Annotated in this window: 15 protein-coding genes; 10 read left to right on the forward strand and 5 right to left on the reverse strand. The window is 62.3% G+C overall.

Annotation, left to right across the window (positions count from 1 at the left end; translation table 11 throughout):
- The first annotated feature begins 694 nt into the window (after positions 1-694).
- The 3 genes from K8I04_05365 (at position 695) to K8I04_05375 (ending at position 4,624) form a co-directional block, all read left to right on the forward strand.
- Positions 695-2,041 (forward strand): diguanylate cyclase, encoded by a 1,347-nt coding sequence (locus tag K8I04_05365; protein ID MBZ0071136.1) that lies wholly within the window; start codon positions 695-697, stop codon positions 2,039-2,041.
- A 248-nt stretch (positions 2,042-2,289) separates the two neighbouring features.
- Positions 2,290-3,768 carry a SulP family inorganic anion transporter gene (locus tag K8I04_05370; protein ID MBZ0071137.1) on the forward strand — a complete coding sequence of 493 codons (1,479 nt, stop codon included), beginning with the start codon at positions 2,290-2,292 and terminating at the stop codon, positions 3,766-3,768.
- Between the two features lie 13 nt (positions 3,769-3,781).
- The gene (locus K8I04_05375) at positions 3,782-4,624 is read left to right on the forward strand and encodes a universal stress protein (GenBank protein ID MBZ0071138.1); all 843 of its coding nucleotides are present in this window, start codon (positions 3,782-3,784) and stop codon (positions 4,622-4,624) included.
- 14 nt (positions 4,625-4,638) lie between these two features.
- Here the strand turns inward: K8I04_05375 and K8I04_05380 are convergent, their stop codons facing one another.
- The 3 genes from K8I04_05380 to K8I04_05390 form a co-directional block, all read right to left on the reverse strand.
- The gene (locus tag K8I04_05380; GenBank protein ID MBZ0071139.1) at positions 4,639-4,986 is read right to left on the reverse strand and encodes a TraR/DksA C4-type zinc finger protein; all 348 of its coding nucleotides are present in this window, start codon (positions 4,984-4,986) and stop codon (positions 4,639-4,641) included.
- Positions 4,987-5,061: 75 nt separating this feature from the next.
- Entirely contained in the window at positions 5,062-5,700 is a 639-nt protein-coding gene (locus K8I04_05385) for a DsbA family protein (protein MBZ0071140.1), read from the reverse strand.
- A gap of 26 nt (positions 5,701-5,726) precedes the next feature.
- Positions 5,727-6,506 carry an AhpC/TSA family protein gene (locus K8I04_05390; GenBank protein ID MBZ0071141.1) on the reverse strand — a complete coding sequence of 260 codons (780 nt, stop codon included), beginning with the start codon at positions 6,504-6,506 and terminating at the stop codon, positions 5,727-5,729.
- A 397-nt stretch (positions 6,507-6,903) separates the two neighbouring features.
- On the opposite strand from K8I04_05390, the gene K8I04_05395 reads away from it, so the two are divergent.
- The 6 genes from K8I04_05395 to K8I04_05420 all read left to right on the forward strand — a co-directional run bounded on the left by K8I04_05395 (position 6,904) and on the right by K8I04_05420 (position 11,993).
- Complete coding sequence (locus tag K8I04_05395; GenBank protein MBZ0071142.1) at positions 6,904-7,167, forward strand: zf-HC2 domain-containing protein; 264 nt, start codon at positions 6,904-6,906, stop codon at positions 7,165-7,167.
- Between the two features lie 80 nt (positions 7,168-7,247).
- A complete protein-coding gene (locus K8I04_05400) occupies positions 7,248-7,571 on the forward strand; it encodes a hypothetical protein (GenBank protein ID MBZ0071143.1) in 324 nt (107 codons plus the stop codon).
- Between the two features lie 18 nt (positions 7,572-7,589).
- Entirely contained in the window at positions 7,590-8,438 is an 849-nt protein-coding gene (locus K8I04_05405; GenBank protein MBZ0071144.1) for a DUF692 domain-containing protein, read from the forward strand.
- Complete coding sequence (locus K8I04_05410; protein ID MBZ0071145.1) at positions 8,422-9,180, forward strand: putative DNA-binding domain-containing protein; 759 nt, start codon at positions 8,422-8,424, stop codon at positions 9,178-9,180. The genes K8I04_05405 and K8I04_05410 overlap by 17 nt, the downstream gene beginning before the upstream one ends.
- A gap of 21 nt (positions 9,181-9,201) precedes the next feature.
- Positions 9,202-9,681 carry a DoxX family protein gene (locus K8I04_05415; protein MBZ0071146.1) on the forward strand — a complete coding sequence of 160 codons (480 nt, stop codon included), beginning with the start codon at positions 9,202-9,204 and terminating at the stop codon, positions 9,679-9,681.
- A 17-nt stretch (positions 9,682-9,698) separates the two neighbouring features.
- The gene (locus K8I04_05420; protein ID MBZ0071147.1) at positions 9,699-11,993 is read left to right on the forward strand and encodes an EAL domain-containing protein; all 2,295 of its coding nucleotides are present in this window, start codon (positions 9,699-9,701) and stop codon (positions 11,991-11,993) included.
- 77 nt (positions 11,994-12,070) lie between these two features.
- Here K8I04_05420 and K8I04_05425 read toward each other — a convergent pair whose 3' ends face one another.
- Entirely contained in the window at positions 12,071-12,442 is a 372-nt protein-coding gene (locus K8I04_05425) for a hypothetical protein (GenBank protein MBZ0071148.1), read from the reverse strand.
- A gap of 135 nt (positions 12,443-12,577) precedes the next feature.
- Here K8I04_05425 and K8I04_05430 point away from each other — a divergent pair, with 135 nt between their 5' ends.
- Entirely contained in the window at positions 12,578-13,468 is an 891-nt protein-coding gene (locus K8I04_05430) for an AraC family transcriptional regulator (GenBank protein MBZ0071149.1), read from the forward strand.
- On the opposite strand, the gene K8I04_05435 is transcribed toward K8I04_05430, so the two are convergent.
- A complete protein-coding gene (locus K8I04_05435; GenBank protein MBZ0071150.1) occupies positions 13,429-14,190 on the reverse strand; it encodes a hypothetical protein in 762 nt (253 codons plus the stop codon). The two genes, K8I04_05430 and K8I04_05435, sit on opposite strands and share 40 nt — an antisense overlap.
- Positions 14,191-14,215: the final 25 nt, after the last annotated feature.

Raw genomic sequence — 14,215 nt, forward strand, 5'->3', positions numbered from 1 at the left:
CTATACGGCTACGTAGGCATCGATCAACCGAAGCCTACCGCGCCGTGTTTATGCGTCCACAGTCTCGGTTCGGCACGGCGTGGGGCATGCTGCCCAAGCGGTAGAATGGGACCCTCACAGACCGCAACGGAAAGCCTGATACGGGCTCCCGGCACCTACATTGGGGATGACCCTTGGGTGCGGAGTCGGAGCTTGTATGGCCTGGACCCGGTGGGGGAGGCGATGCTGCCTTGAACCAGGCAGGACGAGCGGGCATCCGGCTCGTCTCCGTGTAGCGACTGACCGACCGACTGACGGGTCATAGTCTCCACGGCACGGCAACCTTACTGGCCTCGGTCAGTAGGGTAAGCCGTGACCGATCCGCTCCTTCACTCCCTCCCTCCGAATCATTTCACCGGGTTTGCTCGCAGCGCTTGTTTTGGGGGAGGCTCGCGAAGCGAGGGGGCAAAGCCCCTCGGTTAAAGGTCTTTACTGACTGAGGAGGCGAAGCTCGCTGCCCGATCAGGCCGTTAAGCAGTCGGGCGTCCTGCTTACAGGTCGATGAGGGTGCCCGCTTGTTGTAGGATACCCGGATGCAGCGCAGGTATTCTCCTAATACCGAATCAGGTCACGGCGTGCCATCAGGTCGCTGACTCCGGCTGAAATCATCTCCTAGAGAATCAAAAAATATCAAGATATCAGGCGTCTGCCACAAATGACCGAAGACCCTGCCAGAGAGGTTGAGCACTCCCGCTGGTACCATCTCGCGCACGCCGCCGGCGAAGCGCTGTTGGTGCTGGACACGCAACTGCGGATACGCTGGCTGAATGCGAGCGCCGAGGGGCTGTTCTCCGTCACTGCCGATACCGCGCGCGGGATGCTCTTCGATACTCTGCTGGACTCGACAACCGATACGCGCCGTAGCGGTCGCGTACACCTGTTGGAAAATCTCCTCGCGCTGGAGCCGGGCAGGCCGTCGAAACTCTATGACCTGGCGATGCGCCGCTTCGACGGCGCGCTGTTCGTCGCCGAAGGCGCCGCCAGCCGTTATGAGGTGCCGGGCGGCTCAGAGACCGGGATCGTGATGCAGTTGCGGGATGTGACGCGACAGCATCAGGAGTCCGCCGAGCTCCAGCTGTCCGCCAAGGTCTTCGAGCACAGCGGCGAGGCCATCATGATCACCGATACCCTGGATCGCATTCTGTCGGTCAATGCCGCCTTCACTGCCATGACCGGTTATGACCTCGACGAGGTGTTGGGCAGTTCACCCGCTTTCCTGCGTCAGGGCTTACAGGAAGATGCGATTTACAAGTGTATGTGGGATGCGGTGTGCCGCGACGGACATTGGAAGGGAGAAGTGCACAACCGCACCAAAAACGGCGAAGTATATCCTGCCTGGCTGGCATTGACGGCGGTGCGCGACAAATCCGGCGAGATCATCCATTACATCTCGATCTTCTCCGATATTACCGAGCGCAAGGCGCGTGACGAGCATATCCGCTTTCTGGCTGAACACGATTACCTGACAGGCCTGCCCAACCGCGTCCTGCTGCGCGACCGATTCGAGCAGACGGTGAATCTGGCCAAGCGCGACGATCCGCATCCCATCGCGGTCTTTTTCATGGATCTCGACGGCTTCAAGTCGATCAACGACACGGCGGGCCACGCCGTCGGCGATCAGGTGCTCAAAGAGGTGGCCAAGCGGCTGCAACGTAGCCTGCGCGCGACCGATTCGATCGCTAGGCACGGCGGCGACGAATTCATCCTCCTGCTGTCGAACCTTTATTCCCGGGAGGTCGTGTTCGGCATTGCCGACAAGCTGATCCGCGCCATCGCCCAGCCGTTCGAGGTTGACGGAAACGCCTACCGCATCAGCGTCAGTGTCGGTATCAGCTTCTATCGCGAGCATGGTGAGGATCTGGATCAGCTGATCGCCTGCGCCGACCATGCCATGTATCTTGCCAAGCAGAAGGGCAAGAACACCTGGGTGGTCCACAGTAACGGTCCGGCGGCGCATTCGCCCGTTGCCGGGATGGTCCTGGCAGATGTGGACGGCGAATAAGGCGGAAAATCGGCATCCGCTGTGCTGCCTTGATCGCGGGGCCGAGGTCGTTTAAGATGCCGCCCTTCATGCGTATCCAACCCCCATAACTCCGCTTATCAGAACTCTCCCGCGGGCCGCAGGAATGAATGCGGTCTTGCTGTTATTGATCTGCCCAGCACACACCCACCATGCCGTCCGGCAGCGATGTCTGTCCGGCCTCGCGACATTGCGTCACCGGTCGTGCCGTGGTTCACAGGAAAGATGGAATGATTTCGTCGGTACGGTCCAACTGGTTCTCCAATTTGCGTGGCGATGTGCTCGCCGGTCTGGTCGTGGCCCTGGCTCTGATCCCCGAGGCCATCGCTTTCTCAGTGATCGCCGGGGTCGACCCCAAGGTCGGGCTGTATGCCTCGTTCTGCATCTCGGTGGTCATCGCCTTCGCCGGCGGTCGTCCTGGCATGGTCTCCGCGGCCACCGGCGCGATGGCGCTGCTGATGGTCACGCTGGTCAAGGAGCATGGCCTGCAATACCTGCTGGCGGCGACGCTGCTGACCGGGACGTTGCAGATCGGCGCGGGTTATCTCAAGCTGGGCTCGCTGATGCGCTTCGTGTCGCGCTCGGTGGTGACCGGTTTCGTGAACGCGTTGGCGATTCTCATTTTTCTGGCACAGCTGCCCGAACTGACGGACGTGACCTGGCATGTCTATGCCATGACGACCGGCGGTCTCGCGATCATCTATCTGTTTCCCTATCTCACCAAGGCCGTTCCGTCGCCGCTGATCACGATCGTCGTGCTGACGGCGATCGCGATGGCGCTCGATATGGATATCCGCACCGTCGGCGACATGGGCGATCTGCCGGACACGCTGCCGGTGTTTCTGTGGCCGGAGGTGCCGTTGAACCTGGAAACGCTTGGCATCATCCTTCCCTATTCCGTTTCGCTGGCCATGGTCGGACTGCTCGAGTCGCTGATGACGGCGACCATCGTCGACGACCTGACCGACACCACCAGCGACAAGAACCGTGAATGCAAGGGCCAGGGCGTGGCCAACATCGCCTCCGGACTGCTCGGCGGCATGGCCGGCTGCGCGATGATCGGCCAGTCGGTAATCAACGTGAAATCCGGTGGCCGCACCCGGCTGTCGACCCTGTGCGCCGGCGTGTTCCTGCTGGTGATGGTGGTGTTTCTGGGCGAGTGGGTGGCGCAGATCCCGATGGCCGCGCTGGTGGCGGTGATGATCATGGTGGCCATCGGCACGTTTAGCTGGGAGTCTCTCCGGAATCTCAGGAAACACCCGCCGAGCAGCAGCATCGTCATGACCTCCACGGTGGTCGTGGTTGTCGCGACCCACAATCTGGCCTATGGCGTGTTCGTCGGCGTACTGCTGGCGGCGATGTTCTTCGCCAACAAGGTCGCGCACTTCAAATACGTGACCTCGGAGCTGAGCGAGGACGGTTTGCATCGGACCTACAGCGTGGTCGGCCAGGTATTCTTCGCCTCGGCGGACAAGTTCGTGGAGTTCTTCGACTTCAAGGAAGCCATCGACAAGGTGACGATCGACCTGTGCCAGGCACATTTCTGGGATATCACGGCCGTGAGCGCGCTGGACAAGGTGGTTCTTAAGTTCCGCCGCGAGGGCACGGCAGTGGAGATCATCGGTCTCAACGAGGCCAGCACAACCATCGTCGACCGCTTCGCCGTGCACGACAAACCGGATGCCGTCGCCAAGCTGATGGGTCACTGACAAGGGGATCATGATGAGCAAGGTTATTGCTTGCATCGACGGTACTGATGTATCACCCGCCGTATGCGACTACGCGGCCTGGGCCAGCCTGCGCATGACGGCGCCGCTGGTGTTCCTGCACGTGCTCGACAAGTCCGAATACCCGATCCAGAGCAATCTAAGCGGCAACATCGGCCTGGGCAGCCGCGAAGCACTGCTCGAGGAACTCGCCGCGCTCGACGAGAAGCGCGGGCGGCTGGCGCTGGAACAGGGAAGGCTGATGCTGGAGGCGGCGCGCGAGCGCGCGGTCGCCGACGGTGTCGCCGAGCCCGCCACACTCCAGCGCCATGGCAACCTCGTGGAGACCCTGGTGGAGCTCGAAGACCAGATCCGTCTGCTGGTCATGGGCAAGCACGATGAAAATCTCGGCGAGCATGTCGGCAGCCGTCTGGAGAACGTGGTGCGCACGCTGCACCGGCCGATCCTGGTCACTACGCCCGAATACCGCGAACCGCGCCGGGTGATGATCGCCTTCGACGACAGCGCGACCACGCGCAAGGGCGTCGAGATGGTCGCCGCCAGCCCGCTGTTCCGCAGGCTGCCCTGCCATGTGGTGATGGTCGGCGCGGACAGCGCCGAGCACCGCGCGCAACTGGACTGGGCGCGCGACACGCTCACGGCCGCCGGCTTCGAGGCGCCCGCGGTGCTGCGGTCGGGGGAGGTTGAGCGCGTGCTGTGCGACTATCGGAGAGAGCAGGACATCGACCTGCTGATCATGGGCGCCTACGGCCACTCGGTGATTCGCCGGTTCCTGGTCGGCAGCACCACCACGAACGTGATCCGTAATGCGACGGTGCCGGTGTTGCTGTTACGCTGACCATCCATCGCCCGTCAACTGTCGCGTTTGTTGGCGCAGGCAATGCATAGCGTCGCCGTAGGGTCGATCTCCAGCCTTCGCGGGTCGATGTATTCGTCACAGTCCATACACACACCGTACTCGGCCGCAGCGATTCGCGCCAATGCCAGCTCGATGCGCTTGAGTTGCAGTTCCCGTCGCCGTTGCGCCTCGATAGCGATTGCCTGGCTCTGCATGGCATCCATTCGCGACAAACGGCCCACGCTGGACTGGTCCAGAACGACCGTGCCGGCCGCGTCTCGGCCGGTATCGTCCGTGGCAAGCAGTTCATCGCGAATGCGTTCCAGCAATGTTTTGAATCGGTGGGTATCGGCCTGCTCCATGGTGGTTAGGATACTAACCTTCTGGAACTGCCGGAATCAATCGCTGTGCATGCGTTCTATACAAGTACGCCATATTCAGGACTTGCTTGCGTGGGCCAGTGAGGCATCGGCCGCGGTTTGCAATGTGTCCAGGGTTTGCAGGCCGATAAGTGGCTGAGGACCGAAAAAGAACGTCGGCGTCACACTGACGCCGAGTTCCCGCGCGGCGAGCGTGTACTCCTGTAACCGGCGCTCGTAGCGGGGTTCGTTCCAGGCGCGATCGGGCAGGGCGGGATCGAGTTTCAATGCGTGCACCAGTTCACGCAGCACCTGTTTGTCGGCCAGGTTGCGCCCTTCGCGGAGATAGACCTCGAACAGTCTGCGGTGCAGGGCGTAGAAGGCTTCCCGCCCTTCCTCCTTGGCGGCCTCGGCCAGCAACAGTGCGTTGTGCGAGTTGGTCGTGAAGTCGAGGCCCGCGAAGCGGACGCCTTCTTCGACGGCGAGCACGTCGAGATCGGCCATCATGCGCCCCCATTGTTCGGAGGTAAATCCGATGTCCGTCGGCGGACAGCCTTCGGGCGGGTTGTCAGCATGGATTTCGGTCATGCACCAGTTGATCCTCAGATCATAGTCGCGGCGCAGTTTCTCCAGGCGCAACCAGCCGAGATAGCAGTATGGGCAGATGTAATCGGAGAAGATGGTGACTTTCACCAGTGGGCGGGTGTCCGCTGACATGAACGGTCCTCCTTACGCTTTGCCATCTAGGGCGATTGCGTTGAGTGATGCCGAGCGGCCGCGCTTTCCGATGTGGCCGCGATGTCGGACAGGGCCTCGATGATCGCCGCCGGTTCCATGCGCCGGGTGTAGTCGGTATCCGCAAAGGCCGTGCGGATGACGCCGTCCCGGTCGATGATGAAGGTGCCGGGCACCGGCAGACCGTAACGTCCTTCACCGTTGTAGTCGGCGATGTCCAGATCGAAATCCTCGATGTAGAGCCTACGCAGTTCCTCCGGCAGCTCGAAATAGAGGTTGTAGGCCTGCATGATGCGGTTGTCGAGATCGCTCAGGATCGCGAACGGATAGGCGTCTTTTTCGATCTGACTGCGGGAGCGGTCCGGCATCTGAGGTGTGACGGCAACCAGTCGGGCTCCGTAGCGCTGGATATGCGGAAGACTCTCCTTCAGGGCATGCAGCTGGAGATTGCAGTACGGGCACCAGGCGCCGCGGTAGAAGACCAGCACGACCGGGCCCTGTGCGAGCAGGTCGTGCAGCTGGACCGTGTTACCGAGGGCGTCTGGCAACGCGAAATCCGGCGCAAGGCTGCCGACCGGGAGGCCTGGTGCGGGCATGGCCCGAGCCAGATCCGCTGCGGCCTTCTCCAAGACGGTGCGCCGCTGCGGGTCGGGTGCCGGCCGCTGCGACTGGAACTCGGCAATGCGCTCGCCGAGTTGCGGCACGCGGCCGGGCTCTTCCCCCCACGATGCGTTCGATAGCGCAATGAGCAGGGTGAGTGACAGCAGGTATGCATAAGAGCGTTTCATGTTCATCTCCGGGATCAGGTGGCTGGGTTTGCTGCCTTTCGTCGCGCATTTGGGATGCCGGTCTCGACCGATCCGGAGGACAGGATGCGGCCCATTGACACAGCCCATTCCATTAGTCGCCGCTGAGGCACTATCCTTACAAGGCATGGAGCCTCACCGTTAACGAAACGCGGTGCCCGCACGATCGGCCCGCCCCCGGCAGGTCGTTTCCCTCATAAATACGCCATGAGAAACAAGTCGTTGCATAAGCCTAAGTTACTGTCGCGAAATCAAACGTTATACGCATGTCAGGAATCTCCGCCCGCTCCGACCAATGTGCAGACGATGCTGTCTCAGGCCCGCGGGCCTGGCAGTTTTCGGAGTGAACGGGCAGCGAGGCCCGGAGGTTGGATCGACGATGCTGACATGTAAAGACGCGACGCGACTGGTGTCGGAAAGCCAGGAACGGAACCTTGGGTTCCGGGAGCGTTGGGCCCTGCGTGTGCATCTCTGGATGTGCGACAACTGCCGGCGTTTCGAGCGGCAGATCCGGCTGCTGCGGCAGGCCATGCGGATCATGGCCCACCGCCCGAATTCGGAGTCGCCGGCCGTCGAACTGCCTGCCGAAGCACGCGAACGCATCCGCCAGGCCATCGCCGAGCGGGACCGGCATTCGCACTGACTCGCTGACCGTTTCTCCGGGATGATCGTCATCAACGGCCCCGCACGGGGCAATGACATGACACACATCAGGAGATCCACATGAACGTGACCAAGACCTCTGTTTCGCTGGCGCTGACCGCCGTCCTCGGTTCTTCCGGCCTGGCCCTCGCCGGTGACAATCCCTTCGGTATGCAGGAGCTCGCGCAGGGCTATCAGGTCGCCGAGGCCGATACCAAGGCCAAGGACGGGAAGTGCGGCGAAGGCAAATGCGGCGGCAAGGCCGATGCCAAGGCCAAGGATGGGAAATGCGGCGAGGGCAAGTGCGGCGGCAAGACCGAGGCCAAGGCCAAGGATGGGAAGTGCGGCGAGGGCAAGTGCGGCGGCGCGAAGAAGGATATGCCCGCCGAAGGTACCCCGCAGTAGTACTGCGGGACCGCGCACATGCAAACCGCACGCGTGCATGGCGCGGGGCTCGGCCTGAGGCGGGAGCTGCTTCCCGACCTCAGGGCCGGTGTCCCCGACGCGATCGATTTTCTTGAGCTCGCGCCCGAGAACTGGATGGGCATGGGCGGCGCCTGGCGCAGGGATCTGCGAATGATCGCCGAACAGCGCCCGCTGGTCGCGCACGGCCTGTCGCTGTCGCTCGGCGGTCCGGCCCCGCTGGACGAGGCGTTCCTGCTCCGGGTCAAGGCGTTTCTGGACGAACACGCCATCGCCCTCTATACCGAGCATCTGTCCTGGTGCAGCGATACCGGTCACCTCTACGACCTGCTGCCGATTCCGTTCACTGAAGAGGCGGTGCATCACGTCGCCGCGCGGATTCGCCGCACCCAGGAGATCCTGGAGCGGCGCATCGCCGTGGAGAACGCGTCCTATTACGTGGCCCCGCCGATCGCCGAAATGGACGAGGGCGAGTTTATTCGCGCCGTGCTCGACGAGGCCGATTGCGACCTGCACCTGGACGTCAACAACGTCTACGTCAACAGCGTCAATTTCGGTTACGACCCGTGGTCCTTCATTCAGCGCCTGCCGACAGAGCGGGTGGTCTACCTGCACGTCGCCGGACATTACCGCGAGGCCGAAGATCTGATCGTTGACACCCACGGTGCCGAGGTGATCGATCCGGTATGGCAGCTGCTGGATAAAACCTACGCACGGATAGGGACACCACCAACGCTTCTGGAACGCGATTTCAACCTGCCGCCGCTCGGTGAACTGCTCGACGAAGTCCGTCATATCCGCGCACTGCAATGTCTGAATCGGGGTAAGCGCCATGTCCGCGTCGCCTGAACCCCATGACTTCCGGGCCTTCCAGGCCAGTTTGGCGGCGCGCATCCGCGACCCGCGCGGACAGCCGCGGCCGCCGGGCGTGCCGGCGCGGCGCATGCGCGTCTACGAGGAGCTGCTGTACAACAATCTGGAAGGCTTCCTGCTGGCGTGTTTTCCGATCACGCGCCGGCTGCTCGGCGCCCGCGCATGGCGCGCTATGGTGCGGCGCTTCTTCGCGGAGCACCGCAGTCACTCGCCGCTGTTCCGGGACATACCCGGCGAGTTCCTGGCCTGGTTCGAACCGCTTGCCGAGGCGCTGTTTCCGAAGCGACCGTATCTGTACGACTTCATGCACTACGAATGGGTGGAACTGGCCGTATCCGTCGCCGAGGAAGAAGTAGTGCCACCAGGTCTCGAACCTGGTCGGGAGCTTTTGGCGGAGCGGCCCAGGCTCAACCCCACCGCCCGCCTGGCCGGCTATAGCTACCCCGTACACCGCATCCGGCCGCGCTACAGGCCGAAGGGCACCGACAAAGGCGCGTACTGGTATCTGGTCTATCGCGATGCGGCACACGCCGTACGCTTCATTGTCCTGAATCCGTTATCAGCACGGTTGCTCGAACTGATCCGCGACACGGACCTGACGGGACGTGCAGCCATGCTGCGCATCGCGGACGAAATGAATCATGAAAACCCGGATCTGATCGTCGAGATGGGCCGCAACTTGCTCGAAAAACTCCGGCACGCCGGGGCGGTTTACTGAATTACTGAACGGGAGATGAACATGTCGAAGCTGTTGAATGCCTGTACGGTCTGTGTGGCGCGGGACGTTTTCGGGTTTCTGAACCGCCTGGGCGAGTTTCTGCCACAGCTGGGCATCCGGCTGTTGCTGGCCTACGAGTTCTGGGAGGCCGGTGTGGAGAAATTCCGTGGAGAGAACTGGTTCGCTGCGATCCAGGAGGACTTCCCGTTCCCTTTCAGTGTCGTACCCGTCGACATCAGCTGGTTCCTCGCCACCTGGAGCGAGCTGCTTGGCGCTGTCGCGCTAGTAATCGGGCTCGGCACACGGTTCTTCAGTGTCTCGCTGGTGATTCTGACGATCGTCGCGTGGGCCAGCGTACACGCCGGCAACGGCTACAACGTCTGCGACAATGGCTTCAAGCTGCCGCTGATGTATCTCGTGCTGTTCATGCCGCTGATCTTCTCGGGAGCCGGGAAACTGAGTGTCGATCATCTGATCGCCGCGCGCATGAGGAGCCGGTGATGTGCTGAGGTGATGCGATGGAAAAGAAGGCCATCCCGTTCGTGCGCGCCCTCTACGCGCTGGTGTTCGCGATAGGCGTCGGACTGTCGGTGACATTGTATCGGGACAGCGCCATTCTGAACGAGGATACCGTGAAGTACCTGGACAACGGGATCGCGATGTACGCCGGGATAGCCGCGCTGCGCGGTCACATCGCGACACAGGAGTCCATCCTCTACGAGTATTACGCCACGACGGGAAGCCCGGTTTTCAAGACACGCTGGGAGGACAATCAGCGCGCCATCGACGATAGCTGGGCGGTGTTGTCGAATCAATTCGGAAGGTACCCCAGGACCGACGTCGTGACGCAGGTCATAGCGGAGATCCGATCGCTGTCCGGCGCGCTCGAACGTACTCTGAACGATGTCCCGATCGATTGGGACCGCGCGCGCGAGATACTCGAACAGGTAACCGAGAAGAGTCTGATCGCCTCCACGAGTCTGAGTACGCTGTCGGACGATCTTCAGCAACGGATGCACGAATACCGGAATCAGGTCGAAAACAGGATCGGCATGGTGAACACATCCGCACGTTATTACATCGGCGCGATCCTGGTGATCGCCGTTCTTGCAGGTTTGTTTCTCAGTGCCTATCTGTCGGGCGTCCGGGAGCGTCAGCGGCTGGCGATGTTCGTGGAAAAGAATCCGAATCCTGTGCTACGGCTGACGCGCACGGGTGACGTCGAATATGTGAACCCGGGGGCGTGGGCGACGCTGATGGCCCTGGGTGTGCCGGCCGAAGCGCCACTGAGCCTGCTGCCGCAGGACGTGCGGGAGCGTGTCAGGAACCTGACCGCGCAGTCTAGCGACTGGGCGCATTGGCAGTACACCGTCCTCGGCAGAGATTACGAGGCCAATGTGCACTGGCTCAGGGATTTCAAGGTCTTTCATGTGTACCTCCGCGACATTTCCGAGCGGGTACGGGCGGAACGCCGCCTGGAGCACATGGCGTTCCATGATCCGGTGACCGACCTGCCAAACCGCCGCCGGTTCCTGTCCGATATACAGACGTCTCTGGAACTGGGCGAGCAGGGCGCCGTGCTGCTGATCGGCATCGAGCGCACCCAGCGGATCATCGACAGCATGGGGCACGGCATCGCCGACCGGCTCTATCAGATCCTATCGCGCCGGCTCACGGAGATCGTCGCGGATTTCGGCGGAGGCTATGTCACGGCCCACGTCTACCGCTACGAGGGCGAAATCTTCGGCGTGTCGCTGACCAATCCCGCCACATCCGGTACGGCTTCGCAGCTGGCAATGGATATTGTGACCCGATTCGGGGATCCGCTGCTGGTCGACCAGTACGAACTATTCCTGGGAGCGAGTATCGGCTGCTGCCATTATCCGGCCGATGGACAGGACGCCATATCCCTGATCAGTCGTGCCGATCAGGCGTTGCAGCAGGTCAAGGGTGGCGGTGGGGGATTCCATGCCTATGCATCCGGGCTGAGCGCCGCGGCGCGGGAGCGCCTGTTGCTGGAAAATCACTTGCGTCATGCCCTGGAGCGCGGCGAACTGAGCCTGGCGTATCAGCCCCAGGTGGCGTTCGCCGACGGGGCCGTGGCCGGTGTCGAGGCCCTGCTGCGCTGGGAGCATCCGGTGTTCGGGTCGTTGCCGCCCGGAAAATTCATACCCCTGGCGGAGGAAACCGGACTCATCCAGCCCATCGGCGAATGGATTCTGCGCACGGCCTGTCACCAGGCCAAGGCGTGGCGCGAAGGCGGGATGCCCTGGATCCGCATCGCGGTGAACCTCTCGGCGCGGCAGTTCATCACCCGGGACATCATCAAGACAATCTCCGATGCGTTGAATCATTCGGGTCTGCCTCCGCAGTATCTGGAAGTCGAGATTACCGAAACCCTGGCGATGCAGGACGTGCCCCATTCCATCGAGATGCTTAGGGATCTCAAGGCATTAGGTGTGTGCATCGCACTGGACGATTTCGGGACGGGGTATTCGTCGCTCGCATATCTGCGGCAACTGCCTCTCGACAGGCTCAAGATCGACCGTTCGTTCGTATGCAATATCGAGCAAGACGCGGGAGATGCCTTGCTGGTCCGGTCGATCATCGATCTTGGACACAATCTGGGCCTGAAGGTGATCGCGGAGGGCATCGAGTCGCAGAACCAGTACGATTTCCTGAACAGAATCGGCTGCGATGAGGCACAGGGCTTCTTGTTCTGTCGTCCGATCAGAGGCGCCGAAGTGGAGAGCTTCATCGGCCAACAGGGCGATACGTCTGGGAAGAGGATGCCGATCCGGCTGTCCAGCTGAAAATGGCGTTGCGGGGATGTCGTTCGGGGATTCAGACAGGCGCGCCACTGATCGCGGCGCGCCTGTCCGTGGGCCGGTTACTTGCTCACTTCGACCTCGTACCACGGCGTGGGATTGATCGGGCAGCGGTAGCGGAAGCCGTTCTCGCCGACGGTGACGCGCGCGGTGCGGGTCTGTCCCGGCTCGAGCGGGAACCGCTCCAGGAACTCCTGCGTTTTGGCGTCCTGCAACCAGAAACCGACGAGCTTGTCGGCCTTGTTGCTGACCACGAACTCGTAGACGCCGGGCTTGAGATCGACCAGTGTCTCCTTGGCCGAGAAATAGCCGTTGTACTCGTCGAGATGGATGGTAGTGACGCCGTCCTTGGTCGTCGGCGCTGCGGCGCCGGCAATGCCGGTCGCGAAGGCGAGGACCACCAGGGCCCGGGTAAGGATCTGCTTCAGTGACATGGGATGACTCCTGTTCGGTTGGGTTGGAGGGTGTCCGGTCGGTACCGGACGGAACCCATGCTAGAGCGCGTGGCGTGGACGATATATGCCGCACACGCTGGAATTCATGTTCAATCGTCCAAGGGAGTGTCTGACGTGGATGTCCTCAGCGACCTGCTCCGTCTGTTGCGGTTGCGCGCCAATGTGTTCTTTCATGCGAGCGTCTGCGGCGCCTGGTCGGTGGATTCATCCGGCGAGCACAAGGCGACCTTCCACCTGATTGCCCGGGGCGCCTGCTGGCTGCACCTGCCCGGACGCGATCCGCAGCCGCTGCGGAGTGGCGATCTGCTGGTGTTTCCCCGCGACGCCGTGCATGTCATCAGTTCCAGCCCCGTGCAGGTGAACCTGTCGCCGCACAGCGGTCTCGTCTCCACCGGCGGAGAGGGTCCTGCCACCAGCCTGGTGTGCGGCTATTTCGAGTTCGAAACTCCGCTGGTCAATCCGATTCTCGCCGCGCTGCCCGATGTGGTGCATATCCGCAGCGAGGACTCCGCGCGCATCGGCTGGCTCGATCAGCTCATCCGCTACATCGCGGCGGAGTCCGAAAGCGGGGAGGCCGGCGCAGATGTCGTCGTCGATCGCCTGGCCGATGTATTGTTCATCCAGGTGGTGAGATCGTACATGCGCGAGCATGCCGGGGCTGCCGGCGTGCTGTCGGCGCTTTCCGACCGTAAAATCGCCCGCGCACTGCAACGACTGCACGATGCGCCCGGTTCGGCCTGGACGGTAGACAAGCTCGCCGACACGGCCGCGATGTCGCGCGCCGCCTTCGCGAAGCGGTTCCAGGAACTCATGGGCATGGCTCCGATGACGTATGTCACCCACTGGCGCATGCAATGCGCGTTTGAGCAATTACGTGTCAGCGAACAGTCGGTCGCGGCGATCGCCGAGCAGTGCGGCTATCAGTCAGAGGCCGCTTTCCGCAAGGCCTTCAAACAGCACATGGGCTATGGGCCCGGTGCGGTACGTCGCCGCGGTGGCGGGTAACCCGGGTGATCCGTCGCGTCATCGCGATCTACGACGGGGGACTCGATGCGGATACGTTCAGGAATTTCGATGTCCACTCCGCACTGATGGGTACCGATCACAAACCGTCCGTGCGCATACGGCCAGTTATGTTCGCGCGCGAGCCCGTCCAACTGCACCAGGATCCGTTGCAGGGCAATGCCCATCGCGGACCGGCGCCCGTAGTCGAGCCCCAGGTGTCGCCAATGAGTCACCACCTGATCCTGAACCGCTGTACCGATGGTCACGAAGTGCTCGATGAGCGTGCCTCGGAGTCCGTCCCTGCCGAGTTCTCGGACCAGAAACTCCATGGAGGCCTTATCGCCACGAATGTGCTCCGGTACCAGGGCGGTCAACGCCTCCGGCAGGAAGGCGTGCAGCGGTTCACCGTTGCAGTGCCCATGGATAAGGTCCTCGTCGACAATCTGCCGGAAATCCACGCGCGGATCGGCACCGGTCCGCGACGCCAGCTGCATCAGTGCCATAGCCTCGTTACGGTGCCCACCGATTCCGAATCCGCACAGATAGTGATCGAGGATGTCGTGCACGAGCACAGAGGTGGGTATCCGCGTGCCGTGTTCGGCAGTCGCGGCAATGACACAGGGTTCGCCGATGGACACGTCCAGCTTCCAGCCGCGCGCGCCGAAGCCGTCCTGCCATTCGCGCTGGTACGTGACGGGCACTGAGATATGGGCTTCTGACATATCGTGTGTCTTCAGAACGTGATGA

The organism is Gammaproteobacteria bacterium, from assembly GCA_019911805.1.
In the GTDB taxonomy this organism is placed as follows: Bacteria; Pseudomonadota; Gammaproteobacteria; order Thiohalobacterales; family Thiohalobacteraceae; genus JAHJQQ01.